Consider the following 24,578-nt stretch of genomic DNA (forward strand, 5'->3'; position numbering starts at 1 on the left):
TCCTCGGCGAGTCCGGCAACGGCAAGTCGGCGCTGGAGAAGACGTACGTGCTGCGCCAGCTGCGCTTCCGCGACCGCCAGGTCCCCCGGCCGCAGCTCTTCTCGGGGCACGGCCCGGGGTCGCCCGGGGCGCGGGCTGCGCGCGTGCCGCCGTGGTGCGGTCGGGTGGGGCGGCTCGCCTCCGCTGCGGCCGGCCGCGCCTTCGGCGCGGATGTGAGCCCGCCCACCCGCCCGTTCGCCGGTTTACCAGGTCACCCCCGGCCGCAGCTCGGCTCGGGGCGCGGTGCGGGGGCGTCCCCGGTGGCGCGGGGCTCACGACACCGGGCGGGAGTCTCCCCACGTTGCTTCGAATTCCTCGCGGTAGGTTTCGAACAGGCCCGGTTCGCCGCCGCCCTCGCCGTGGACCAGTTCGCGGCGGGCCGAGCGTAGGACCAGGGCCGGGGTCTCCATGGCGCGGGTGCGGCGGAGGTATGTCTGGACCACGCCGACGCCGTTCGTGCCGTCGCCGTCGACCAGGTACGCCGTGAAGCGCGGGGTGTCGTCGAAGACGCGGATCTCGAAGCCGGCGCCGGGGTCGTGGGCGACCGGGAGGCGGAGGCGGGCGCGGACGCGGCGCATGTACTGGATGTTGAGCTCGACGGAGCGGCTCAGCTCGCCCTTCTTCAGGCCCAGCTCCCGCTCGCGGCGCCGCACCGCGCTGCCCGCGGGGTTGAGGAAGAGCAGCCGGACCCGGCAGCCGGACTCCACGAGGCGGACCAGGCGCCGACCCGAGTAGTTCTGGACGAGGAGGTTGAGCGAGACGCCCACCGCGTCGATCTTCCTGGCCGCGCCGAACAGGTCCTCCACCGGCAGCTGCCGCTGCAGCCGCACCCGGTCCGGATGGACGCCGACCACGTCGGCGTACCGGTCGCCGACCAGCTCCTCGACCGCGTCCACGGGCAGCCGCTGCGCGGCGGGGGCGTCGAGGCCGGGGTGGCTGCCGCCGCCGAGCATGTCGAGGACCCGCGCCGAGGCGCGTTCGGCCTGCGCCAGCACCGTCTCGGAGAGCGCCCGGTTGCGCGAGACGACGTTGCGGGTGACCTCCAGCTCGTCCAGCGCGAGCTCCAGCGCGCGCCGGCTGTCGAGGAAGGGCTCGAAGCACGGCCAGTGCTGCACCATCAGCTCGCGCAGCTGCGGCAGGGTGAGAAAGGCGAGCAGATCGTCGTCTGCCGGGTCGAGCAGATAGCCCTTGCGCCGGCTGACCTCGTGCACGGCGACGGCCCGCTGCACCCACTCCTGTCCGGCGGGGCCGGCCGCGGCGACGACCCACTCCTCGCCGTGCACCGGTTCGTAGATGGGGCGCAGCACCGCGTCCACCACGGACCGCAGCCGCTGTTCGACGAGATTGAGCCACACATAGGCCCGCCCCGCGAGGCGCGCACGCGTGCGCACCTCCTTCCAGGCTTCGGCGCCCCACTCGGACAAACCGGTCCCTGCTCCCATCTGCACGGGCCGTACCAGGGAGGCCGTCCCCACGGTCGCGTCGCGAGGCCCCGCACTCTCCCGGCCGCCCTCGTCCGGGCCACCGGGCGGGAGCTCCAGACCTCCCGAACCCAAACCGGCACCGCCCTTCGATTCCCCCGCTCATACGATCACCGCAGCGTACTGTGCGGATGACCGGCGGCGCACCCTGAACCCCCGAGTCGGGTACCGTCACTCGGGCAACAACTCCCCCACCGGTCGGCGCCCTTGTCCGTATCCGGTCCCCGACCGGTGAGAATTCCGTCACGCCCGTCGTGCGGGTACCCGCCGGGGGGAAGGTCTCTGCCACATTGGGCCCTTGACGGCCACCCGCGCCAAGACGGCGCGAGCCGGGGGCCGTACATCGAGAAGAGTCACCATCATGCAGGTCTGGCCGGGTGAGGCGTACCCGCTGGGCGCCACGTACGACGGCGCCGGGACGAACTTCGCCGTGTTCTCCGAGGCGGCCGAGCGGATCGAGCTGTGTCTGCTGCACGACGACGGCTCCGAGACCGCGGTCGAGCTGCGGGAGACGGACGCGTTCGTCAGGCACGCGTATCTGCCGGGGGTGATGCCGGGCAGCCGGTACGGCTTCCGGGTGCACGGGCCGTACGATCCGGGGCGCGGGCACCGCTGCAATTCGGCCAAGCTGCTGCTGGATCCGTACGCGCGGGCGATCAGCGGCTCGATCGGGTGGGACGAGTCCGTCTACGGCTACCGCTTCGGCCGGCCGGACTCCCGCAACGATCTGGACTCCGCCCCGCACACGATGGCCTCGGTCGTGGTCAACCCGTACTTCGACTGGGGTGACGACCGCCCGCCGCGCACCGAGTACCACCGTACGGTGATCTACGAGGCCCATGTGAAGGGCCTCACGATGCGCCATCCGGACCTGCCGGACGAGCTGCGCGGCACGTACGCCGCGCTCGCCCATCCGGCGGTCATCGGCCATCTGACGGATCTTGGCGTCACGGCGCTGGAGCTGATGCCGGTGCACCAGTTCGTCCACGACCACCGGCTGGCGGAGCTGGGGCTGACGAACTACTGGGGCTATAACACCATCGGCTTCTTCGCCCCGCACAACGCGTACACCTCCTGGGGCGACCGCGGGCAGCAGGTGCTGGAGTTCAAGTCGGCGGTGCGGGCGCTGCACCAGGCCGGTATCGAGGTCATCCTCGACGTGGTCTACAACCACACCGCCGAGGGCAACCACCTCGGCCCCACGCTGTCCTTCCGCGGCCTGGACAACGCCTCGTACTACCGGCTGGCGGACGACCGCCGCTACTACACGGACACCACCGGCACCGGCAACTCGCTGCTGATGCGCTCGCCGCACGTACTTCAGATGATCATGGATTCGCTGCGGTACTGGGTGACGGAGATGCACGTCGACGGGTTCCGCTTCGATCTGGCGGCGACCCTGGCCCGGCAGTTCCACGAGGTGGACCGGCTGTCGTCGTTCTTCGACCTGGTGCAGCAGGACCCGGTGGTCAGCCAGGTGAAGCTGATCGCGGAGCCGTGGGACGTCGGCGAGGGCGGCTACCAGGTGGGCAACTTCCCGCCGCTGTGGACGGAGTGGAACGGCAAGTACCGCGACACGGTGCGCGACCTGTGGCGCGGCGAGCCGCGCACGCTCGCCGAGTTCGGCTCGCGGCTGACGGGCTCGTCCGACCTCTACCAGGACGACGGGCGCCGGCCGCTGGCCTCGGTCAACTTCGTCACCTGCCACGACGGCTTCACGCTGCGCGACCTCGTGTCGTACGACCGCAAGCACAACGAGGCCAACGGCGAGGACAACCGGGACGGCGAGAGCCACAACCGGTCGTGGAACTGCGGGGTGGAGGGCGACACGGACGACGCGGGGATCCGCGAGCTGCGGGCGCGGCAGATGCGCAACTTCGTCGCCACGCTGATGCTGTCGCAGGGTGTGCCGATGCTCAGCCACGGCGACGAGTTCGCCCGTACGCAGCAGGGCAACAACAACGCGTACTGCCAGGACGGGGAGCTGTCCTGGGTGCGCTGGCCGGATCCGGGGACGCAGGAGGACCGGGCGGCGCGCGATCTGCACGCGTTCACCCGGGCGATGGTGCGGCTGCGGCGCGAGCATCCCGTCTTCCGCCGGCGCCGCTTCTTCCATGGCCGGCCGGTGGAGGGCACGCACGACGAGCTGTCGGACATCGCGTGGTTCACGCCCCTGGGGCAGGAGATGACGCAGCAGGACTGGCAGGCGGCGCAGGCGAAGTGCCTCACCGTCTTCCTCAACGGCAAGGCGATCTCGGAGCCCGGTCCGCGCGGGGAGCGGATCGCGGACGACTCCTTCCTGCTGATGTTCAACGCGGGGGCGGTGGAGCAGGAGTTCGTGGTGCCCGTGAACCACGGGGCCCGCTGGCAGGTCGTGGTGGACACGGCGCAGGTGGACCCCGTGCCGCCGGGTGCGGGGCCGAAGGTGGAGGCCGGCGAGCGGCTGCTGCTGCCGGACCGGAGCCTCGCGGTGCTCCAGCGGCCGGCCTGACAAAACCCTGGGGGGCGGGATCTTGGGGGCGGGCCCGTCCCCGCCCCATGGGGGCGTGTCCGGTACGTTCCCCCCATGACCACGCCCCCGCACCCGCCCTCCCCCGGCGCCCCGGTCCCCACGGCCACCTACCGACTGCAGCTCCAGCCGGAGTTCGGCTTCGCCGAGGCGGCGGCGGCCGTGCCGTATCTGGCGTCCCTCGGGGTCTCGCACCTGCACCTGTCGCCCGTGCTGGAGGCGGTGCCCGGTTCGGTGCACGGGTACGACGTGGTGGACCACGGGCGGGTACGGGCCGAGCTGGGCGGCGAGGAGGGGCTGCGCGCGCTCTCCCGCACCGCCGGCGACCACGGGCTGGGGCTGATCGCGGACATCGTGCCGAACCATATGGCCGTACCGGCGCCCGAACGGCTGAACCGGCCGCTGTGGGAGGTGCTGCGCGAAGGGCGGACCTCGCCGTACGCCAAGTGGTTCGACGTGGACTGGTCGCAGCACGACGGCCGCATCCTGATGCCCGTGCTGGAGGACCGCATCGGCCGGCTGCTGCGCCGGCTGGAGGTGCACGGGGACGTGCTGCGCTACCGCGGCCACGAGTTCCCGCTGCGGCCCGGTACCGAGCGGCTGCCGCTGCCGGAGCTGCTGCGGGCGCAGCACTACCGGCTGGCGTGGTGGCGGCTGGCGCGCACCGAACTCAACTACCGGCGGTTCTTCACCGTCTCGGAGCTGATCGCGGTCCGCGTGGAGGACCCGGAGGTCTTCGAGGCCACGCACGCCATGGTGGTCCGGCTCGTACGGGAGGGCGTGCTGCAGGGGCTGCGGATCGACCACCCGGACGGGCTCGCCGATCCGCGCGGCTATCTGCGCCGGCTGCAGCGCGCCACGCAGGGGCGCTGCTGGACGGTGGTCGAGAAGATCCTCGGCGAGGGTGAGCGGCTGCCCGCGGACTGGCCGGTCGCCGGTACGACGGGGTACGACGCGCTGCGCCACGTGGACGGCGTGTTCGTCGACCGGGCGGGGGCGGCCGAACTGGCGGACGCCTACCGCTCCTTCACCGGGCAGGACGCCGACCGCGGCGGCGACTGGGGGGCCACGGTGCGCCGCGCGGCGCGGAAGGTGGTCACGCTGGATCTGGCCGCCGAGGTGGACCGGCTGGTGCGGGTGGCGGAGCGGATCTGCGCGGCGGGCACGGACGCCGGGGCCCGGCCGGGCGCGCGCCGCGGCTCGCCGGAGGCCGCCGCCTCCCCGGACGGGCTCTCCGACCACGCCCCGTGGGCGCTGCGGCAGGCGGTACGGGAGATGCTGGTCCGGCTGCCGGTCTACCGGCCGTACGCGGTGCCCGGCGAGACGCCGTCGGAGTGGGACTCCGGGATGCTGGAGTACGCCGCGCGCCGGGCCCGGCGGTCGTTCGACGTACCCGCCGAGGCGGAGGCCGTCGACGTGGTCCTCGACGCGGCGCTGGGGCGGCTCGGCGACTCGCCGGACCACCGGGACTTCTGCGCCCGGTTCGCGCAGACGGCGGCGGCGCTGCGCGCCAAGTCGGTGGAGGACACGGCGTTCTACCGGTACCCGGCGCTGCTGTCGGCGTGCGAGGTCGGCGGCAACCCGGGCATCCCCGCCGTCTCCCCCGGCGACTTCCACGCCTTCTGCGCCCGCACCCAGCGGGACCGCCCGCACACGGGGACGGTGCTCTCGACGCACGACACGAAGCGCAGCGCCGACGTGCGGGCGCGCACGGCGGTGCTGTCCGAGTACCCGGCGGACTGGGCGCGGTTCGTCGCGGAGACGGACGCCCACGCGGCGGGCTTCGGCTCCGCGGCCCCGGACCGCCATGTGGCGTGGACGGCCTGGCAGACGTCGTACGGCATCGGCTTCCCGCATCCCGAGGCCGTCGTCCCCGCCATGCGCAAAGCGGTACGGGAGGCGGGCCTGCGGACGACGTGGACGGAGCCCGATCAGGCCTACGAGGCGGCGGTGGAGGCGTTCGTGGACGCGGGTCCGTGCGGTCCGTCGATGTACGCGACGCAGGGCTTCGCGAACGACCGGGCGGCGGCGGTCACCGCGAACGAGCTGGGCATGGCCCTCCTCCACCTCACGATGCCCGGCGTCCCCGACCTCTACCAGGGCACGGAGTCGCGCTACCGCGCCCTGGTCGACCCGGACAACCGCCGCCCGCTGCACGCCCCCACGACGCCGTACGACCTGGCGTCGGCCCACCGGACGGACGCGAAACGCCTGCTGACGGTCACCGCGTTGCTGCTGCGCCGCGAGCATCCGGAGTGGTTCGACCACCGCGGCACGTACACCCCGCTGGCGGCCTCGGGCCCGGCGGCGGACCATCTCCTCGCCTTCACCCGCACCGGACGCGTCCTGACGGCGGTCACCCGCCTCGCGGGCGTGCTGGAGCGCTCGGGCGGCTGGTCGGACACGGAGCTGGAGCTGCCGGAGGGCGTCTGGCGCGACCGGTTGACCCCGAAGTCCCCGAAGCTGCGCGACCGCGTGCGGGCGGCGGACCTGTTCGCGTCCTCACCGGTGGCGCTGCTGGTGCGGTCCGGGTAGCCGGCCGGGCGAGGGCTCCGGAGCGGCCGAGCTCCGCGAGCAGCGCGACGCACGTCTCCGTGGCCCGCCACAGCGTCGGGATGTGGAACCGCTCGTCGGGCGCGTGCGGCCGGTCGCCGGGCAGGGCGAAGCCGAGCAGTACGACGGGGGCGCCGAGGGTGCGGCCGAGCAGCCCCGCCGCCGGGATGGTGCCGCCCGACTGCAGCGGGACGGGCGCGGCCCCGAACCCGCGCAGGCACGCGGCTTCGGCTGCCGCCATCGCCGCGGGGTGCACGGGGAAGAGGGCCGGGGGCACCCGGCTGCCGACGCGGACCGTGGTGCGCACGGTCGGCGGTGTGGCGGCGGCCAGATGGCGGCGTACGGCCCGGGCCACCTCGGCCGGGTCCTGGTCGGGGACGAGGCGGATGCCCAGCTTGGCGCTCGCGCGGGCCGGGATGACGCTCTTGCTCCCCGGCCCCTGGAAACCGCCGCGGATGCCGTTGAGGGTGACCGCGGGACGCAGCGTGGTGCGTTCGGCGAGGGTCCAGCCGGGCTCCCCCCAGCCGCGGGGCACGCGGGCGCGGCGCAGCACGGCGGCGTCCGGCGGCGCCGCGGCGGCCAGCGCCCACCGCTCGGCCGCGGACCAGGGCCGCACCCGGTCGTAGAAGCCGGGCACCCGCACCCGGCCGGCCGGGTCGTGCAGCGTGGCGAGCAACTCGGCCAGCGCCTGCACCGGGTTGTGCACGGCGCCGCCGAAGGCACCCGCGTGCAGGTCCGTGCCGGGACCGCGCACCTCCACCTCCAGGGTGAGCAGTCCGCGCAGGCCGACGGTCACGGCGGGGCGGCGGGGGCCGGGCATCCGGGTGTCGGAGATGACGACGACGTCGGCGGCCCCGGCCGTCAGCCCGAGGCGCCGCAGGCCGGCCGCGAGCCCCGGGCTGCCGATCTCCTCCTCGCCGTCCAGCAGCAGGGTCACGTTGACCGGCAGCCGGCCGGCGCCGCGCAGCCACGCCGCGAGGGCGCCGAGGTGCGCGCACAGCTGCCCCTTGTCGTCCGAGGCGCCGCGCCCGTGGAGGTACTCCCCGCGCCGGGTGGGTGTGAACGGCGGGGACCGCCACGCCGCGACGGGATCCGCCGGCTGTACGTCGTAGTGGCCGTAGACCAGCACGGTCGGGCGGCCCGGCAGCCGGTGCCACTCCCCGTACACCAGCGGATGGCGCCCCCGTGGGCCCGGCGGCAGCACGCGCACCCCGTCGAGGCCGATGCGCCGCAGCAGCCGTGCGAGCCCGGCGGCGCAGCGACGGACGTCCGCGGCGTGCCGCGGTCCGGCGCTGACCGAGGGGATGCGGACCAGGGCGGCCAGCGTCCGCAGCAGCGCGCCGCGGTGGGCGCGGGCGTGGGTCAGCGCCGCCTCCTCATCCGTCATACGCCCTCACGTCACGGCCCCGACCCGTTGGCGTGCGCGCGCCGCAGGGGGCGTACCCGGGCCGCGGGTCCGGTGGTCACCGCCGGGGAGCGGCGCTCGAACGGCAGCGACTGGGGCCGCGGCGGCGGCTCGCGGCGGGCCAGGCCCAGGGACTGGGCGCTGGTCAGCCACTCCTCGGCGGACTCGGCGATCTGCAGCAGCCGGGTCTCGAACGGCGCCCGCTTGGCCTCCAGCACGTGCGGCTGGGCCAGCCAGCGCAGTACGTTGCGGCCCGCGACGGCCATGCCCTGCCGCGGCGAGGTGGCGAGGCGCTCGTTGAAGTAGCGCACCAGGATCGCCTCGACGACGTCCCAGGCGGTGTCGGCGCCGAACTGCTTCTTGATGTCCTCGGCGTCCAGGATCCGGAACGCCTCGTCGAGCAGCTGCATGACCTCGACCCGCAGCACGTTGAGATGGCCGTACGACATGAACTTCAGGTTGTTGCGCAGGTCGAGGCCCGCCCGGCGGACGATCGCGATGCTTCCGAAGCTCGGGTCGTAGGCGCGCTCGCGCAGCACGTCCGAGATCCGCTTGTCCCGCCAGAACAGCGCCACCTGGTTGTTGAAGTTGCTGAACAGCGGGTGGAAGTCGGTGTTGGCGCGGGCGCCCCGCACGGCCTGGGCCGGTCCGTAGCCGAAGGCCCGGCGGTACGCGGCCAGCCGGTCGTCGCGCGTGTAGCGCAGCACCTGCCTGCGGTCGAACTGGTAGAGCTTGTACGCGCCCTGGCCGGAGGACAGGAACACCGCGCCGGCCCGGAACAGCTCCTGCAGCCGCTGGATCGCCCGGAACACGCCGATCCGTTCGTGCTGGTAGATGTAGTACAGGTCGGCGACGGCGACGATCCGCTCCGAGGCCACCGTCTCGTCGTACGGCTGGACGGACGGCGGCACGCGCGTCTCGGCGAGCCGCTCGGCCGCTTCGGGCCCGATGCCGACGAGCTGGGCCAGGCCCTCGTCGGGCGGTACCGGCGCGGCGGCGTCGGCGGCGACGGCGGCCTCGACCAGCGCGTCGATCTGCCGGTTGACGGCGTCGGCGAGCGCGGGGTTGGCGGTGATGTCGTCGCCCAGCCGTTCGGCCAGGGTGGCGAGCAGGGCGGCCCGCCGGTCCTCCAGGCTCAGGTTCTCCCGCTCGGTTGCCATGGGTCAGCCTCCTTGGGCGTTGCCGCGGGTGGCGGGTCCGCGGTCCGGGTCCTCCACGGGCGCGGTGATCCGCCCGACCCGTTCGGCGGCGCCCTGCAGTTGCAGCGCCAGCTCGGCGAGCGCCCGCTGCACCCGGCGGCGCCGGTACGCGTCGGGCATCCGCAGCGGGTCCTGGTCGCCCGCCGGCGTCACCTGCGCGGCGCGGACGAGGTCGCGCAGCTTGACCAGTACGGGGCGGAAGGCGACGGCCACGCCCTGCCGCCCGCCCTCGTCGATGAGCTGCCGGCCCTCCTCCACGGCGAACCGCTCGACCCAGTCGAGGAGTTCGGAGACGAACATCGGCGCCTCTTGGACCGAGGTGAAGCGCAGTTCGAGGGTCTGCCGCTCGGCGGCGCCGAGGAACACGGAGTCCATCGCGAACTCCGTCTCGTGGACGGACTCCGCGATCACCTCCAGATCGCGCGACAGCAGCACGAGCTGGGTGCCGAGGAACGGCTCCGCGTCCTTGCTCCGGTCGAAGAAGTCGCGCTGCGACTGCCAGGACTCGGCGAGCCCGACGATCTGGTCGAGGAGGATCAGGAAGTTCGTGAAGTTCTGCTCCTCGTCGACGGTGTTGATCCGTCTGCGCTGCAGGCCGAGCCGGTCGCGCAGCAGGCCGAGGCTGCCGCCCGCCGTGTCGGGGTCCCGCAGCCCGCCGAAGCCGGGCGGCGGCACGGGGCGCGCCTTCGCCGCGGTCTGCGCGGTCGCCCGGTCGCCCAGGAGGAAGACGAGGAACTGGTCGACGCGCGCCACCCGCGGTCCGCCCTCCATGCCGAGTTCGCCGACGAGTTCCGTCAGCTGGGTACGGAGGACGGCGCGGGCGGCCGCGACGTTCTCGTCGTCCGCGTCGGTACGCAGCGGTGTCAGCCCGTCGAGCAGCGGCAGCACCTTCTCCAGCGTGTGCTGGGCGCGGTTGTACAGGCTGGCCTGGGCGCCGGTGACGGCGCCGAGATCGGCCTGGATCTCCACGGCGTAACTGCGGGGCCGCCAGGTGACCTCGGTGTGCCCGGCCACCTCGGCGACGGTGAACGCCTGGTCGAGCGCGGCCCGGAACCCCTTGGGGTCACCGGCCCGCGGCCGCCACCCGAGCACCTCGCGCAGCTCCCGCTCCACGATCCGCCCGACCCCGCCCGCGGCACCGGGTCCGGCGCCGTCGGCGCGCCCGCCGTCGGCGGAGCGGACCTCCTCGGTGAGGAAGGGGAAGTCGCCGAGGTCGCTCTCAGGAGCCGGCGGGGGCGGAGGCGACGGGAATCCGCCGGATCCGTTGCCGCCCGTCCGGCCGTCGGCGCCGGAAGGGCCGGGCACGAAGGGGCGGGTGTCGGTGAACAGGTCGGGGACCCTGGTCTCGCTGTGCACGCTCACCGGGGTGACCTGCGGTGCCAGACCGTTGCGCTCCAGTACGCGGACGTAGTACGTGCCGGAGCTGTCCGCCCGGTAGCGGTACTCGCCGTGTTCGTCGGTGAGGACATTGTCCCGGGGCCTGCCGGTGACGCTCCCGCTGTCGAAGATCTGGACGGTGACGAACGCGGCGGGCGAGCCGTCCGGCCGCAGGACCCGCCCGCTGATCAGGTGTTCCTCCTCCACCAGGCGGAACGCGGGGACCGTCTCGGTCTGCCGGGCCGCGACCTCGCGCAGCCAGCCGCCCTCACTCTGGCCGTCCTGCCCCTTCTGCTCCCAGCGCCGCCCTTCGACGGTCACCACCTGCTGCTCCAGCTCCACCCGGTACGGTCCGGGGGCCAGGCCGGTGAACTCGAAGCTGCCGTCCGGCCTGGTCCTCGTGCGCTGTACGGGGTCGGGCGCCGGCCGCTGCGAGCTGAGCAGCAGGTCGACACCGCCCATGGGGGCGCCGTCGCGGTCCGCGACGACCATGCCGCGCAGGGAGCCGAGCGCGGGCCTGAACTCGAAGATCCCGCCCAGGTCGATGCGCTCGCCCTCGGTCACCTGCAGGAGGACCTCGTTGACCACGGGGCGGGTGCGCTGCAGCCGCCAGCCGTTGGTCGACTCCGGCGGGAGCGCCACGATCCGGTACTCGCCGGGGGCCAGGTCGCGGAAGGTGCCCGGTGTCTGGCTGTGCGTGCGCACCTCGTGCAGCGGTGTGCTGCGGCCGTCCTTGAACAGCTGGAACGTGACGCCGTCGAAGGGGTCGTCGGCGGTTCTCCCGTCCGCCTTGTGCACGATCCGCGCACCGATCCTGATCTCGGCCCCGGCGACCTTGTACGGGATGTCGACACCCGCGGCCGTGCCGCCGGGGCGCACCCGCACCATGAGGTTCGTCTTCCCGGCGGCGGGCACGTACCGCCGGCCGCCGATCTCGACCAGGGCGGCGGGGCGTACCTCGATCAGCCCGGGACGGTGGATGCGGCTGAGCGTGAATCCGCCCTTCTTCCCGGTGTCCGAGGCCTCGAGCAGCTCGCCCTCGACGCTGCGCGCCTCGACCCGGACCCCGGGGGCCTTCGTACCGCCGGGCAGGGAGATCCGGCCGCGGACGCTCACCGGCTCGGGCACCAGGCCGACATGGACGACGACCTCGCCGCCCTTGCGGACCCGGATCCGCTTCCTCCGCGGGTCCCACGCGCGCGGCTGGCCCTCGAAGAACAGCGCGTCGCGCGACGCGTTACGGAACCCGGCCGGCGCGGCGACGCTGATCCGGTAGTCCGCCGCCGCGTCCAGACCGCTGAAGGCGACGGTGCCGTCGCCCGAGGTGCGGCCGGTCCGTTCGAGCGCGGCCGGCTGGTATGAGCCCCGGAAGACCTGGACCGACACCTCGTCCAGTGGCGTCACGCCGTCGTCGTGCGGGCCCTGGCCGCCGTCCGTCGTCGGGTACGCGAAGACGTGCACGACCAGCGCGTTCTCCCTGTTGTCCGCAGCCATCTCAACTCCTCCTCACGTCCGCGTCGCCGGCCCGCTCCGCCAGCTCCCGCCAGCAGCCCGTCAGGGCGCCCTGCACCGGCGGCACGCTCCGCTGGACCCGGTCCACCGCCTGCTTGATCGCGCCGACCCACGCCCGCGGTTCGGGGCCGCCGCGGCGGGCCAGGCCGCTCAGCTCGTCCAGCCGTGCCGGTCCGGCGAGGTCGTCGTGCAGCTGGGCGCCGAGCCGCTCCAGGCCCGCCGCGCAGTCGGCCAGCGCGCGGTGGTGCAGATGCGGCTCCCGGGGGCGGTCGAGGGCGGCGAGCGCCCGCGCGGCGGCGGCGGTCACCTCCTCGGCCCACCCGGCGAGGGCGTCGCCCGCGGCGCCGACGTCGTCGACGAGCTTGTTCGGCTCGCGGCGCGGGCGGTCCTCGACGGCGGCCAGCCGCAGCGCGAGCACGTCGTCGCGCAGCTGGTGCGCCGCCTGCCAGAGGCGTCCGGTGCTGTCGTATGTCGTCATGGGGCACCTCAGCTTCTGGCGAGGGCGGTGTAGAAGTTGCGGGAGACGACCTCGGGCCGGGCCAGCCGGCGGTCGAGCGCCACCCGGGCGGCGCCGATCACCAGCCGCTCCGGGATGATGCCGGGGTCCGTCCCGGCCGCCAGCCGGCCCGCGGCCTCCTCGACGATCTGCTGCTCCTTCGCGGCGAACGGCAGCACCTCGCACAGCGCCTTGCCGCCGAGCGCGGCGAAGCGGCGGAAGCACACCGCGTCGACGACGACGCGGTTCGCCTCGGGGAAGGTGGCGAGCAGTTCGCGCGGGATGGTGCCGGCTCCCGGCGCCGGGTACATCCGCGTCCACAGCCGGCGGTACGCGGCGGCCTCGTCCGTGAAGCCCATCCTGCGCAGCAGTTCGAGGCTGATGAAGGCGCGCAGATACGGCGTGGGGTGCGGGGCGTTCGGCCCGTACGCGAGCACGGTGGCGGGTGAGCGGCCGATGACGTCGAAGAGCGAGCCGACGACGGCCGGGCCGCCGAGCAGCAGCCCGCACACGTCCGCGAAGAGCTCGCGGTTCCAGCGCGTCCACGTCCGGGCCACCGCCTCGGAGAACCCGGCCGCGCGCAGCCGGGCGTGGATGCGCCGCGGCACCACGCGCTCCAGGCCGAGGTCGTTGTGCAGGTTGTGGCTGACCTCGTGCAGGATCGCGCCCAGCGTCCAGGGGTTGACGAGCCGGTGGTAAGGCAGCTGGACGAGGGGGAACGGGTTGAGCTGCTGCCCGAGGCGGCGCAGCGGGATCTGCCGCCGGAAGGTGGCGGGTGAGAAGCCGGTGCGCATGTACGCGAACGGCGGCGGCGCGGGGATCGACTTGGCGGTCCCCAGGCGCATGAAGGACACCTGGTAGCAGTCGAGCGCGATCCGGTCGGCGGCCAGCAGCCAGGGCGCGACCTCCGACTGGCGCTGGCCGAACAGCTCGAAGTAGAAGTCCCAGACCCGCTCGACCGCGCGCACCCAGTCGTGGGCCCGCTCCTTGGCGACGGTGAGGCGCTGCAGTTCGGCGGTGGCGGGGCGCCGCGCCGCCGCCTGGTGCGCGCGGGTGACCTCCGTGCCCACCCGCAGCATGCTGCGCCGCAGGGTCTGCAGCAGCTGGTTGACGGCCTGCAGATGCCCTTCGCTGGGGGCGGCGTCGCCGGTGCCGAACTCGCCCCGGCGGAACGGGCGGAGGGCCGCCGCGTGCCGCGCGACGTTCACCGACTGGTTGCGCAGCCAGGCCCGCTGGATCCCGGCGCCCGGTGCGGGTACGGGCCGCTGTCCTGGGCCGGCGGGTGCCCGGGACGCGGTGGTCCCGGGCGCCGCCGCGCCGTTCACGCTCGGCTCGAGCGTCGGTCGCACGGCTGCCACCTCCCTCAGCACTGCCGTGGTTCGGCTCCCTGCGTGGTCTGCCTGTCGCTGCTCGGCGCCCGGTACGGGCCAGACTCCGCGCCCTGTACCGGCCCGGGCTCAGCGCCCGCAGCCCGGGCAGGCCGCCCCGGCGGTGACCGAGGTGACCGCGGCGGCTGCGCGCGGCCGGCCGGCCGCCGGCGCCTGCCGGTGGTAGCGGCGGTCCAGTGCGCGGTGCTGCCGGTAGGCGGCGGCGCAGCGCTGCGGGCTCGACAGCGTGCGGGCCGTCTGTCCGGCCAGCGTCGCCACCGCCCGGCGCGGCGTGGCCGGGGTGCCGGCCGCGGTCTGCCGGGCCAGCGAGGCGACCGTGCGGCGTGCGATCTGGGGCAGCGTCCTGACCAGGGGCCGGGTCGCCGGATCGGCGCGCAGCACCCGGGCGGCGCCGGCCAGTCCCCGGGCCAGCCGGGGAGCCGCCCGCAGCACGGCGGGGGCGATGCGCGGCACCGCCCGGGCGGCCAGCGGGATCAGCGCGCCGACCAGTGCCTCGGCCTCCGCCTCGCTCTCCGTCTCGGCGGCGCGGTGCGCGAGGTGCTCCATCAGCGCGTCGGGGTACACCCGGCGGACGGGGCTGCCCGCCATCGCCTCCCACTCGGACTCGAAGAGCGCTTCGGGGTCCTGGGACTGCGGCACCAGGTCCGCCAGGATCCGGCCGAGCGCCGCGCCGGCGACACCGCCGGCCCGCGCGCCCGTCGAGCCCGGGCGGCCGCCGAGCGCCGCGCCGATGCCCCCGCCGCCGCTGCCGATGGCGCGGACGGCGGAGCGGGCGACGCGGCGCAGCCGGGGCGAGCCCGCGGCCCGCGCCGCGAGGCCGGCGAGCCGGCGGAAGAACTCCTCCGCCTCGTACTCGCCCTCCCACTCCAGCTCGAACTCGCCCTCGTACTCGCCTTCGTCCTCGAGTTCGCCTTCGAACTCGCCCTCGTCCTCGAACTCGTACAGGGCCTCGTACTCGAACGCGGCCAGCGGGTCGCGTACCGGCGCCGGAGTGCTCATGGCGGCCGCTCCCCCCTACCGCACGACCGGCTGCCGGCGGGCGGCCGGACCAGGACGTGACACGGCTCCCGCGGCGCGCGCGTTGCGCTGCACGGCCCGGGTGCACGCGCGCGGGCTGGTCAGCACGCGCCTGGTCTGGCCCGCCATCACCCGCGCGGCGGCGGCCCGGGTCACCGGCCGGCCGGCGGCGGCCCGGCGGGTGAGCGTGGTGGCGGTGCCGCGGACGATCGTCGGCACGGCCCGTACGCCGATGCGGGTGGCGGGGCGGCTGCGCAGGATGCGGGTGAGCACGGCCGTGCCGCGCACCAGATGGGGCAGCACGCGGCGCAGTGCGGCCCGGTCGGCGGCGGACAGCGACGACACCGTGGCCGCGCCGATCATCGCCTCGGCCTCGGCCTCGGTGCGCGCCTGCGAGGCGACTGCCGCCATCAGCTCGGCCATGGCCTCGTTCTGGGTGGCGGGCGGCCGGGCCTCCTCCTCGAACTCGGCCTCGAACTCGCCCTCGAACTCCGCCTCGTACTCGAACTCGCCCTCCAGCAGCGAGCCCGCCGCCCGGCCGATCATGCCGCCGAGCGGTCCGCCCACCGCCGCACCCACCACGGGTGCCGCGAGCCGGCCGATACGCCGCAGCGTGGGCATGGCGCGGGTGGCCAGCGCGCGGATGCGGCGGAAGAACTCCTCGTACTCGCCCTCGTACTCCCCCTCGAGCTCCCACTCCTCCTCGCGCTGCCCGAAGATGCTGCCGGCGATGTTCCCCAGGGTGCCGAGGAACTCCTCGCCCTCGAACTCCCCCTCGTACTCCCCCTCGAGCTCGAACTCCTCCTCGGCCTCGAACTCGAGCTCCAGTTCGTCCTCGCGCAGGCTGGACATGGCGCTCCCTCCTCGTGGAAAAGGGACGATGAGCCACACCGTAGGAGCCGCTCCGGGCGGCGGGAATCCGCTCGTTAGCGGGGGACACGAACCGGGGTCCCTCATCCGTGCCGCACTCGCTCGTGCTACCGGGCGGGGCCGCAAAGAGGCCGGTGTGGCCCTGTCCAGGCGCCCCCACCTGGCCTACCCTCCAGTCACATGTCCCGGCGCCGGGCTGCTTGCCGAGTGGGGGGAGGCGCGATGGACGGGGTGAGGCATCCGGACCGGCAGACGCTCGCGGCAGCGGAGTCCGTGGACTCCGCCGTCGGCCAGCTCATCAGACGCCTCGTCGAGAACGACGCCCGTGCGTCGGCGGCGGAGGAGATCATCCTCGACATCGAGGTCGACGGCTTCCGCTACGTCGCGGTCCGCTGCGCCCTCCCCGCCGCCGGTGCGCCGGGCGGCAGCGGCGAGTTACGGACAGAGCGGGAGGCGTCCGAAGGGGACGCCTCGGCGGCGGAGGCGGAGCATCCGGCGCTCAGCCCGCGCGAGACGGAGATCGCGCGCATGGTCGCCAAGGGCTACGCGAACAAGACCATCGCCTCCGTGCTCGACATCAGCTCGTGGACGGTCTCGTCGCATCTGCGGCGCATCTACGGCAAGCTCGGGGTCACCTCCCGCGCCGCGATGGTCGCCCAACTCCTCGACGCGGACCGTCAACGCCCCCACACGGCCGTCGCCCTGTGACCGCACGCGGTGTCCGGCCCGCACTCAGGCCCGTACCGTCCGCACCGGAACGCCCGGCGCGCACACCGCCGCCGTCACCCGCAGGGCGGGGTCCAGGGCCGTCCAGACCTCGTCCAGCAACTCCGCGCGGTCGGCGGCGCTCACCCGTACCTCCGTGTAGGGCGGGGCGGCGGCGACCGTCTCGCCGTCGGACGCGTACGTCGTCAGCAGCACGCCCTCCCCCGGGCGCAGGCCGGCGACCCGCAGCGTCATCCGGTCCGCGGGCTCGCGGCCGAGCGCGCTGCGCCGGGCGGCGCCGAGCCAGGCGGTGCCGTCCGGGTCGGCGACGAGGGTGATGCGCGGGGTGTGGATCGGGGGGTCGGGTTCGTAGTCGAGGCCGTCCAGCGCGGTGGCGGGGGTGGCGCCCGCCGCCAGCCGGTCCGCGACGGTGTCGACCTGTTCGCCGTTGCCGAGGACGAGCCGGCCGTCGACCGGGCGGACGGCCGTGTAGTGGCGCAGCGCGTCGTGTTCGCGGTCGTCGGTCGGGACGGCCAGCAGCCCGCCGCCGGGGGCGTCCGCCAGGCGGCGGGCGCGGGAGGCGGGGCTGCGGCCCGTCATGAAGTACGTTCCCGCCGGTGAGCCGTCGCCCGTCCGGCACCACAACAGGCCCCTGCCCGGGTAGCGGTTGGCCGCCAGCGCATCGGTGAGTCGCATCACCCCTCCGTCTCCCCCGCCGCCGCCAGCAGTGACTCCGCGGCGCTCGTACGGGCGTAGAGCACGATACGGCCGGTTCGGTGGGCCGTGAGCAGGCCCGCCGCGCGCAGCGCGGTCAGGTGCTGGGAGACGGCGCCCGGGGTGACGGACAGCCGGCGGGCCAGGTCCGTGGTGGAGGCGGGGGCGGTGAGTTCGGCGAGGAGGAGCGTACGGGTGCGGCCCAGGACCGCCGTCAGGGCCTCGGGCGCGGACGTGTGCCGCGGGGACCACAGCGTCGCGAGGCCGCGCGGCGGATAGCGCAGGGTGGGCTGCCACACCTCGCCGGTGACCGAGAAGACCCGCGGTGACACGAACGCGGAGGGGACCAGGAGCAGGCCGCGGCCGTCGAGCCGCCGCTCCCCGTGGGCGTACCGCGTGGCCAGCTGCAGCGTGCCGGAGTCCCAGTCGACCTGGGGGTCGAGGTCGGCGAAGAGCCGCTGCGCGCCGCCCTCGGCGAGCAGCCGCGCGCGGTGCATGACGTCGCCCTCCAGCAGCGTCAGGATCCGCGGCCAGTACGGGGCGAGCGCCAGCTCCCAGTACGCCTCGACGGCGGCCGCGACGCGCTCCATCCCGGCCCCGGGGTCCGCGCGCAGGGCGTCGATGCGCTCCTGCGGCACCAGCGAGTGCCGGATGCGGATGCGCTCCACGGGTGTCGAGCGGAGCGTCGCCAGCTCCACCTCCAGCGACGGCTGCGGGGTCGTCGGCGGCGGGCACAGGAAGCCGGGGATGCCGCCGTCCACCATGATCAGGTCCGTCAGCGGGGAGAGGTCCACACGCGCGGCGGCCAGCCGCGGCCGGACCTGCTCCAGCCATCTGCGGTGCAGCCACTGGTCGGGCGCGCCCTTGAGCACCCGCACGCTCGTGATGACCTCCCAGAGCGGGGAGATCGCGAACCTCGTCCGGGCCACGTCGTCCAGCGTGAAGGACAGCTCCAGCATTTAGTCGAGTCTAAATCCTTTCGCCCGGCCCGTCCCCCGCCCCCATGGTCATGCGCATGCACTCAGACTCCCCCTGGCGGACAGCCGCCTTCCGTCAGCTCTTCGCCGCCGCCTCGGCGAGCCAGCTGGGCACGCAGATCGGCTACGTCGCGATGCCGCTGGTCGCCGCCGTCGCCCTGGACGCGAGCCCCGGCGAGGTGGGCCTGCTGGCCACCCTCAGCATGGCCGCGTTCCTGCTCATCGGTCTCCCGGCCGGCGCCTGGGTGGACCGGCTGCCGCGCCGGCCCGTGCTGATCACCGCCGATCTGGTGCGCGCCGCATTGCTGGCGTCCGTCCCGCTCGCGTGGTGGTCCGGCGTGCTCACCCTGTGGCAGCTGTACGCCGTGGTGCTGGGGTCCGGCTGCGCGACGGTGTTCTTCGAGGTGGCCTCGCAGAGCTACCTGCCCGCGCTCGTCGGACCCTCCGCCCTGGTCCGGGCGAACTCCGCGGTCGTCGGCCTGCAGGCCGCCTCGAGCGTGGGCGGGCGCGGCGCCGGCGGTCTGATCGTCGCCGCGCTGGGCGCGCCGCCGGCGATCGCCCTGCACGCGGTCAGCCATCTGCTCTCGGCGCTGTCCCTCACCCGGATCCGGGCCACGGAGGCCCGACCCGCGCGCGGCCCGGCACGGCGCGCCCTGGGCGCGGAGGTGCGCGAGGGCCTGCGGCACGTCCTCGGCGACCGCGAGCTGCGGGCCCTGGCCCTCAGCGGGGCCTGCGCGAACTTCGGCTCGTCGGCGGTCAACACCATGCTGCCGCTGCTCGTCACCCGTGAGCTGGGCATGTCCCCGGCCGTGCTGGGCGCGTACTGGGCGGTCGGCGGCGTCGGCATCTTCGTGGGCTCCGTGCTCGCCCGGCGGCTCGCCGCCCGCTTCGCCTACGGCCGCGTGATCGCCACGGCCGGACTGCTCATGGCGCCCGCGGGTCTGCTCATCCCGCTGTTCGACCGGGGCGTCTGGCTGGGGCTGTCGGCGTTCGGCTCGCTGCTGGCCTCGGCGAAGTTCGGCGTGAACAACGTGCTGGGCGTCAGCCTGCGCCAGCACCTGACGCCGCCGGAGCTGCAGGGCCGGATGAACGCCACGTTCCGCTTCCTGCTGATGGGCGCGCTGGCCCTCGCGGCGGCCACCGCCGGCCTGATCGGCGAGTACGCCTCGGTGCGCGCGGCGCTGTGGACCGGGGGCGCGTTCATGACCCTGGCCTTCCTGCCACTTTTCTTGTCACCTGTCCGCAATCGCCGGGATCTTACGGACATGTCGCGGCGCAATCGTGATGAACCTGCTGACGTCGTTGTCAGCCCCGCGGGATAGATTGCGTGTGCTCTACAGCGGCACACACGGGGAAAGGCAGGGCGCATGCGTTCGGCGGGGAAGTGGGTCTTCGTGCTGGCCCTGGTCGGCATGCTGACCCTGGCCGGCATCGGTGTCTACAACATCATGAACGGCTTCGGCGGCTCCTCCGCCTCGGGCGCGGACGGCGAGACGGCCGAGGCCGCCGAGCCGCTGAAGGAGAAGGAGATCACCACGGCGGCGAAGTCCTTCCTCGCCGCCTGGTCGAAGGGCGACCTGGAGCGGGCGGCCGCGCTCACGGACTCCGAAGCGGCGGCGCTGGAGGGGCTGACGTCGTACCGCGACGACGCCCACGTGACGAAGGCGCGCTTCACGACCGCGACGCCGACCGGGTCCGCGGTGCCGTTCCAGGTCCGGGCGACCGTCGCCTACGACGGGGTCTCCAAGCCGTGGACGTACACGTCGCGCCTCAGCGTGGTGCGGGGCGACGTCAGCGGCAAGCCGCTGGTCGACTGGGACTCGACGGTGCTGCACCCGGACCTCGGCACGGGCGAGAAGCTCGCCACGGGTGAGGCGGCGGCCCCGCAGGTCAAGGCCGTCGACCGCAAGGGCCGCGCGCTGGACCCGGCGGCCTACCCGTCGCTGCGGCCGGTGCTGGAGCAGCTGCGCGCGAACTACGGCGACAAGCTGTCCGGCACGCCCGGGATCGAGCTGACCATCGACGGACCGGAGGGCGTGGACTCGCTGCTCACGCTCTCCACGGGCAGGCCCGCGCTGCTGAAGACCACGCTGGACCGCGACGTACAGGCGGCGGCCGAGAAGGCCGTCGCGAAGTACCCGACGGCGTCCGTCGCGGCGGTGGACCCGGCGACCGGCGGCGTGCTGGCCGTGGCCAACACCGGGGACGTCGACTTCAACGCGGCGTTCAACGGCGGCGTCGCGCCGGGCTCGACGTTCAAGATAGTCACGGCCGCGGCGATCTTCGCCAACAACCCGTCGGTGACGCCCGCCACGACGACGAAGTGCTACACCTCCTTCGCGCCCGAGCAGAGCAGGTCCTTCCGCAACTACGAGGGCCTGAACGGTATCTCGGGCGACTCCTCCCTCGCCCTCAACTTCGCCAAGTCCTGCAACACCGGCTTCCTCAGCCTCGTCGACGAGCACGACGACGTGTCCTACCCGGACAGCGCCCTGTACGACACGGCCAGCCGGTACTTCGGTCTCGGCCGCAACGACTGGGCCACGGGCATCAAGTCCGCCGACGGCGGAATCCCGGTGGACAGCGGCGACTTCAAGTGGGCGGCGATGATCGGCCAGGGCCGGGTCACCATGAACGCGCTCAACATGGCGTCGGTCTCGGCGACCGTCGCGAACGGCTCGTTCAGGCAGCCGAGGCTGGTGCCCGAGGTCGGCAAGCCCCTCGCCCAGGCGAGCCCGCTGCCGTCGCGGATCCACGGGTATCTGCGGAGCATGATGCAGCTGGCCGTCAGCGACGGCACAGCCGCGGGCCTGGGCCTGCCGGGGGGCTCCGGCGCCAAGACCGGTACGGCGGAGATCGCGCCGACGCAGAGCGACAGCTGGTTCACGGCGTTCCGCGGCGACGGGCGGATCGCCGCCGCGGCCTGGGTCCAGAGCGGCGGCCACGGGCGGGCCGCGGCGGGACCGATCGTGGTCAAGGTCATGAACGCCCGCTGACGGGACGGCGCGTGGCGGTGCATCATGGACCGGGGCGCGACAAGGGGGCGCGATGGAGCAGAGCGTCGAGATCGTCATCGACGGCGACGGCAAGGTCACGCTGCGCGTGGCCGGGGTCGAGGGGACGGAGTGCCTGGCGCTCACCGAGCCCTTCGAGCAGCTGCTCGGGGCCGACGTCGAGCACCGGGAGATGACTCCGGAGGCCGACCAGGCGCTGTACGGCACGGACCACGTCGAGCAGCGGCGCGGCGGGTGAGCGACGTCCCCTGGCGGCTGCACGGCGTGCTGGAGCGCAGCCGGGCCAACGGTCCCGGGACGCGGTTCGTCGTCTGGACCCAGGGCTGCGATCTGGGCTGCGCGGGCTGCTTCAACCCCGGGACGCACCCGGACGGCGACGGTTCCGTACAGTCGGTCGCCGAGCTGGCCCGCCAGGTGGCCGCGGGCGCGGACGGCATCGAGGGCGTCACCGTGACCGGCGGTGAGCCGCTTCAGCAACCGGACGCGCTGCGGGAGTTCGTCCGCCTGGTGCGCGCGGAGACCGGCCTCGGGATCATCGTCCTCAGCGGCTACAGCCGTACGGAGATCGAGCACGATCCCGTCCGGCACGCGGCCGTCGCCGGCGCGGACCTCGTGGTGGCGGGCCGCTACACCGCCGCCCGCCATCTGGGCTCCGGCCTGCGGGGCTCGTCGAACAAGACGTACTGGAACCTGACAGGCCGCTACGACGTGTCCACGTTCGACGACATCCCACAGGGGGAGATCGTCGTGGCCGCGGACGGGACGTGGACCCTGACGGGGGTGCTGGGCGGCGCCGCCGGGGTGCGGCGGCAGGCGGATCCGGGGGGCTCCGGCGCGCAGGCCGGCAGCCGGACGTGAGCGATGCGCGGGGCTGACCGGCAGGGGCCGGACCCGCGGGGGAAGGGGCAGGGCGTGCGTGGTGGACAGGAGGCCGTGGCCGAGGAGATCCAGCGTTGTCTGCGGGCCCGGGTGAGTCTGATCGTGCTGGTCACCGTCGAGGAGCAGCGCGCCCTGCGGCTGCTCGACGACGTGCGGCGCGCCCGGGGCGGGGACGCCGACCTCGTGCTGTGGGACGTCGCCGACCGGTTCGAGTCCAAGGCCGGCCGGCGGCTGGCCGACGCCGGCGAGGCGGTCGGCGCGCTGGACCGGATCCGCGAATGGGCGCTGTCCGACCCCGAACGGCGCGACGTGTACGTCCTGAAGGACTTCCACGAGTTCTGGCACAAGGACCTGCGGGTACGCCGCAAGCTCCGCTCGCTCGCGCAGCAGCTCGTCTTCACCGGCGCCGGCATCGTCGTCACGGCCCCGGGCCCCGCCGACGTACCGGCCGAGCTGCGCGACGACGCGGTCGTGATCGAACTGCCGCTGCCCGGCGAGGACCTGCTGCGCGAGGAGCTGGACACCCTGGTCGACGGCAACCGCGCGCTGGGCGAGCGCCTCACCCCGCACGCCCGCTCCCGCCTCGCCCGGGCCGCGCTGGGCCTGACCGCCGCCCAGGCCCGCCGTGCCTTCGCCAAGTCCGCGGTGCGCGGCGGGCCGCTGGACGACCGGGACATCTCCCGGGTGCTGGAGGAGAAGAAGGCCGTCATCAAGGAGAGCCGCGCGCTGGAGTTCCTCACCCCGGAGCGGACCGTCACCGACGTCGGCGGGCTGGACGCGCTCAAGCACTGGCTGACGCTGCGGGAGCGGGCGTTCGGGCCGGAGGCCGCCGCGTTCGGGCTGCCCGCGCCGAAGGGGCTGGCGCTCGTCGGCATCCCCGGCACGGGCAAGTCGCTCACCGCGAAGACGATCGCCGGGCAGTGGCGGCTGCCCCTGCTGCGGCTGGACGTGGGCGCCCTGTTCGGCTCGCTCGTCGGCGAGTCCGAGCAGCGCATCCGCCGGGCGCTGCAGCTGGCGGAGACCATCGCGCCGTGCGTGCTGTGGGTCGACGAGCTGGAGAAGGGCTTCGCGACCGGCGACCTCGACGGCGGCACCTCGCAGCGCGTCTTCGGCACCCTGCTGACGTGGATGCAGGAGAAGACCGCCCCGGTCTTCGTCGTCGCCACCGCCAACGACGTACACGCGCTGCCGCCGGAGACGCTGCGCCGCGGCCGGTTCGACGAGGTGTTCTTCCTCGACCTGCCGACGACGGAGGAGCGCCGCGAGATCCTCGCGCTGCATCTGCGCCGCCGGCGCCGCGACCCGGGCGCCTTCGACCTCGACCACCTGGCCCGGCTCGGCGACGGCTACGTCGGCGCCGAGCTGGAACAGGCCGTGGTGGACGCCCTGTACACCGCGTTCGCCGAGGGCCGCGACATCCACGACAAGGACGTCGCCGCGGCCATGCGCCGCACGGTGCCGCTGAGCCGTTCGCAGCGCGAGGTGGTCGAGCGGCTGCGCGGCTGGCTGCGCGACGGGCGGGCGCAGTCCGCCTCGTTCGAGGAGGTGCAGCTGGCGGAACGGGCGCAGGTCCGGCTGGAGTTCGACTGATGGGATGGGCGGCGCGGCGCGAACGCCGCAGATGGTGGCGCGACGTCCACGAGCGCGGCGACCACGTCCGGCGGATCGTCGCACGCGCACGCGACGGCCTGCTCTGGGACGATCCCCGGTTCCGCACCCACGAGGACGTCGGCTGGCTCGTCCGCCGCGCCCGCCGCGACCCCGGGGCGCTGGAGGTCGTCTGGCGGATCTGGCTGGCTCTCGACGACGGGGACGACCGCCTGGGGGACACGCTCCGCCGGATCGGCCGACCGGTCCCCGCCGAGCACGAGGCGGCAGCGCTCGCGGCCCTCGGCGATCCGTCGGCCCTGGACCCCCGGCTGCGCGGCGCCCTGCTGGACTGCGCGGCCCGCGCACACCATCCGGCGGGAGCGGCGGCACGCCGGCTGATCGCCGAGTCCGGCGACGGGCCGGCGGTGGACGCGTTGTGCGAGGCGGCGCTCGACGTACCGCACCTGGCGGCGTTCTGCCGTACGCACCGGCTGGCGCCGTCCGGTGAACTGCGCCGGGCGGCCTTCCTCGTACGAACCCGGCAGACCGCCCTCCTACGTGAGGAGGACCCCGACGGGACCCTGTTGCGGGCCGCCTACCGGCAGCAGGGTCCGCAGGGGCGCGCCCTGCTGCGCGACGCGCTGACGGCAGCAGGCGAACTCGACCTCCTGCGGGGTCTGCTGACGCCGGACGGCGCCGCGCCGCACCTGCGCGGCGCCGACGGGCGCGCGGCACTGGCGGCCGCCGCCTGGCGGCTGCCCCTCGGCCCCGCCGTACAGGCCGTCGCGGGGGGCCCGCCGGCGGAACGCGCCGGGGCCGACTCGGGCCTGTTCTACGCGGCCGTGGCCTGCTT

Annotated in this window: 18 protein-coding genes and 1 pseudogene; 9 read left to right on the top strand and 10 right to left on the bottom strand. The window is 74.6% G+C overall.

All coding sequences use genetic code 11. The features are described from left to right. Positions 1–311: 311 nt before the first annotated feature. Positions 312–1,595: an SAV2148 family HEPN domain-containing protein gene (locus tag AB0M28_RS32910; protein WP_365413110.1), complete on the bottom strand. Its 1,284-nt coding sequence runs from the start codon at positions 1,593–1,595 to the stop codon at positions 312–314. 286 nt (positions 1,596–1,881) lie between these two features. Between AB0M28_RS32910 and glgX the strand changes: the two genes are divergently transcribed. Beyond that, entirely contained in the window at positions 1,882–4,011 is a 2,130-nt protein-coding gene (gene glgX / locus AB0M28_RS32915; protein ID WP_365413112.1) for a glycogen debranching protein GlgX, read from the top strand. 75 nt (positions 4,012–4,086) lie between these two features. Beyond that, positions 4,087–6,564: a malto-oligosyltrehalose synthase gene (gene treY, locus AB0M28_RS32920; RefSeq protein ID WP_365413114.1), complete on the top strand. Its 2,478-nt coding sequence runs from the start codon at positions 4,087–4,089 to the stop codon at positions 6,562–6,564. Positions 6,565–6,601: 37 nt separating this feature from the next. Here the strand turns inward: treY and AB0M28_RS32925 are convergent. The 7 genes and pseudogenes from AB0M28_RS32925 to AB0M28_RS32955 all read right to left on the bottom strand — a co-directional run. Then, positions 6,602–7,969 (bottom strand): annotated as a pseudogene (locus tag AB0M28_RS32925) (M20/M25/M40 family metallo-hydrolase); the annotation flags it as partial. An 11-nt stretch (positions 7,970–7,980) separates the two neighbouring features. After that, a complete protein-coding gene (locus AB0M28_RS32930; protein ID WP_365413116.1) occupies positions 7,981–9,147 on the bottom strand; it encodes a hypothetical protein in 1,167 nt (388 codons plus the stop codon). A 3-nt stretch (positions 9,148–9,150) separates the two neighbouring features. Continuing rightward, positions 9,151–12,057, bottom strand: a complete 2,907-nt coding sequence (locus AB0M28_RS32935) for a carboxypeptidase-like regulatory domain-containing protein (RefSeq protein ID WP_365413118.1) — start codon at positions 12,055–12,057, stop codon at positions 9,151–9,153. A gap of 1 nt (position 12,058) precedes the next feature. Then, positions 12,059–12,553, bottom strand: coding sequence for a hypothetical protein (locus tag AB0M28_RS32940; RefSeq protein ID WP_365413120.1), 495 nt, complete (start codon positions 12,551–12,553; stop codon positions 12,059–12,061). 8 nt (positions 12,554–12,561) lie between these two features. Further along, on the bottom strand, positions 12,562–13,920 hold the full coding sequence (locus AB0M28_RS32945; RefSeq protein WP_365413122.1) for a hypothetical protein: 1,359 nt from the start codon (positions 13,918–13,920) through the stop codon (positions 12,562–12,564). Between the two features lie 108 nt (positions 13,921–14,028). Beyond that, the gene (locus AB0M28_RS32950) at positions 14,029–14,958 is read right to left on the bottom strand and encodes a hypothetical protein (RefSeq protein ID WP_365413124.1); all 930 of its coding nucleotides are present in this window, start codon (positions 14,956–14,958) and stop codon (positions 14,029–14,031) included. A 15-nt stretch (positions 14,959–14,973) separates the two neighbouring features. Further along, complete coding sequence (locus AB0M28_RS32955) at positions 14,974–15,828, bottom strand: hypothetical protein (RefSeq protein WP_365413126.1); 855 nt, start codon at positions 15,826–15,828, stop codon at positions 14,974–14,976. 240 nt (positions 15,829–16,068) lie between these two features. Between AB0M28_RS32955 and AB0M28_RS32960 the strand changes: the two genes are divergently transcribed. Then, entirely contained in the window at positions 16,069–16,554 is a 486-nt protein-coding gene (locus tag AB0M28_RS32960; RefSeq protein ID WP_365413128.1) for a LuxR C-terminal-related transcriptional regulator, read from the top strand. Positions 16,555–16,578: 24 nt separating this feature from the next. On the opposite strand, the gene AB0M28_RS32965 is transcribed toward AB0M28_RS32960, so the two are convergent. Together AB0M28_RS32965 and AB0M28_RS32970 are read right to left on the bottom strand one after the other, a co-directional pair. Next, the gene (locus AB0M28_RS32965) at positions 16,579–17,247 is read right to left on the bottom strand and encodes an IMP cyclohydrolase (RefSeq protein WP_365413130.1); all 669 of its coding nucleotides are present in this window, start codon (positions 17,245–17,247) and stop codon (positions 16,579–16,581) included. After that, positions 17,247–18,224, bottom strand: a complete 978-nt coding sequence (locus AB0M28_RS32970) for a DUF5937 family protein (protein ID WP_365413132.1) — start codon at positions 18,222–18,224, stop codon at positions 17,247–17,249. The genes AB0M28_RS32965 and AB0M28_RS32970 overlap by 1 nt, the downstream gene beginning before the upstream one ends. Before the next feature lie 56 nt (positions 18,225–18,280). Here AB0M28_RS32970 and AB0M28_RS32975 point away from each other — a divergent pair, with 56 nt between their 5' ends. The 6 genes from AB0M28_RS32975 to AB0M28_RS33000 form a co-directional block, all read left to right on the top strand. Continuing rightward, positions 18,281–19,564 (top strand): MFS transporter, encoded by a 1,284-nt coding sequence (locus AB0M28_RS32975; RefSeq protein WP_365413134.1) that lies wholly within the window; start codon positions 18,281–18,283, stop codon positions 19,562–19,564. 45 nt (positions 19,565–19,609) lie between these two features. After that, positions 19,610–21,238: a penicillin-binding transpeptidase domain-containing protein gene (locus AB0M28_RS32980; protein ID WP_365413136.1), complete on the top strand. Its 1,629-nt coding sequence runs from the start codon at positions 19,610–19,612 to the stop codon at positions 21,236–21,238. A gap of 52 nt (positions 21,239–21,290) precedes the next feature. Further along, positions 21,291–21,494, top strand: a complete 204-nt coding sequence (locus AB0M28_RS32985; protein ID WP_365413138.1) for a DUF2997 domain-containing protein — start codon at positions 21,291–21,293, stop codon at positions 21,492–21,494. Further along, a complete protein-coding gene (locus AB0M28_RS32990) occupies positions 21,491–22,114 on the top strand; it encodes a 4Fe-4S single cluster domain-containing protein (RefSeq protein WP_365413140.1) in 624 nt (207 codons plus the stop codon). The genes AB0M28_RS32985 and AB0M28_RS32990 overlap by 4 nt, the downstream gene beginning before the upstream one ends. A 54-nt stretch (positions 22,115–22,168) precedes the next feature. Continuing rightward, positions 22,169–23,725 carry an AAA family ATPase gene (locus tag AB0M28_RS32995; protein ID WP_365413142.1) on the top strand — a complete coding sequence of 519 codons (1,557 nt, stop codon included), beginning with the start codon at positions 22,169–22,171 and terminating at the stop codon, positions 23,723–23,725. Continuing rightward, positions 23,725–24,578: hypothetical protein (locus tag AB0M28_RS33000; RefSeq protein WP_365413144.1), on the top strand; the 854-nt coding region annotated here is incomplete at its 3' end. The genes AB0M28_RS32995 and AB0M28_RS33000, both read left to right, overlap by 1 nt.

Source organism: Streptomyces sp. NPDC051940 (assembly GCF_040680895.1).
Classification (GTDB): Bacteria; Actinomycetota; Actinomycetes; order Streptomycetales; family Streptomycetaceae; genus Streptomyces.

Excerpts from the sequence above, each read along its gene's own strand:
- glgX (WP_365413112.1), top strand. The coding sequence starts at position 1,882 with ATGCAGGTCTGGCCGGGTGAGGCGTACCCGCTGGGCGCCACGTACGAC.
- treY (WP_365413114.1), top strand. The coding sequence starts at position 4,087 with ATGACCACGCCCCCGCACCCGCCCTCCCCCGGCGCCCCGGTCCCCACG.
- AB0M28_RS32930 (WP_365413116.1), bottom strand. The coding sequence starts at position 9,147 with ATGGCAACCGAGCGGGAGAACCTGAGCCTGGAGGACCGGCGGGCCGCC.
- AB0M28_RS32935 (WP_365413118.1), bottom strand. The coding sequence starts at position 12,057 with ATGGCTGCGGACAACAGGGAGAACGCGCTGGTCGTGCACGTCTTCGCG.
- AB0M28_RS32940 (WP_365413120.1), bottom strand. The coding sequence starts at position 12,553 with ATGACGACATACGACAGCACCGGACGCCTCTGGCAGGCGGCGCACCAG.
- AB0M28_RS32950 (WP_365413124.1), bottom strand. The coding sequence starts at position 14,958 with ATGAGCACTCCGGCGCCGGTACGCGACCCGCTGGCCGCGTTCGAGTAC.
- AB0M28_RS32955 (WP_365413126.1), bottom strand. The coding sequence starts at position 15,828 with ATGTCCAGCCTGCGCGAGGACGAACTGGAGCTCGAGTTCGAGGCCGAG.
- AB0M28_RS32960 (WP_365413128.1), top strand. The coding sequence starts at position 16,069 with ATGGACGGGGTGAGGCATCCGGACCGGCAGACGCTCGCGGCAGCGGAG.
- AB0M28_RS32965 (WP_365413130.1), bottom strand. The coding sequence starts at position 17,247 with ATGCGACTCACCGATGCGCTGGCGGCCAACCGCTACCCGGGCAGGGGC.
- AB0M28_RS32970 (WP_365413132.1), bottom strand. The coding sequence starts at position 18,224 with ATGCTGGAGCTGTCCTTCACGCTGGACGACGTGGCCCGGACGAGGTTC.
- AB0M28_RS32975 (WP_365413134.1), top strand. The coding sequence starts at position 18,281 with ATGCACTCAGACTCCCCCTGGCGGACAGCCGCCTTCCGTCAGCTCTTC.
- AB0M28_RS32980 (WP_365413136.1), top strand. The coding sequence starts at position 19,610 with ATGCGTTCGGCGGGGAAGTGGGTCTTCGTGCTGGCCCTGGTCGGCATG.
- AB0M28_RS32985 (WP_365413138.1), top strand. The coding sequence starts at position 21,291 with ATGGAGCAGAGCGTCGAGATCGTCATCGACGGCGACGGCAAGGTCACG.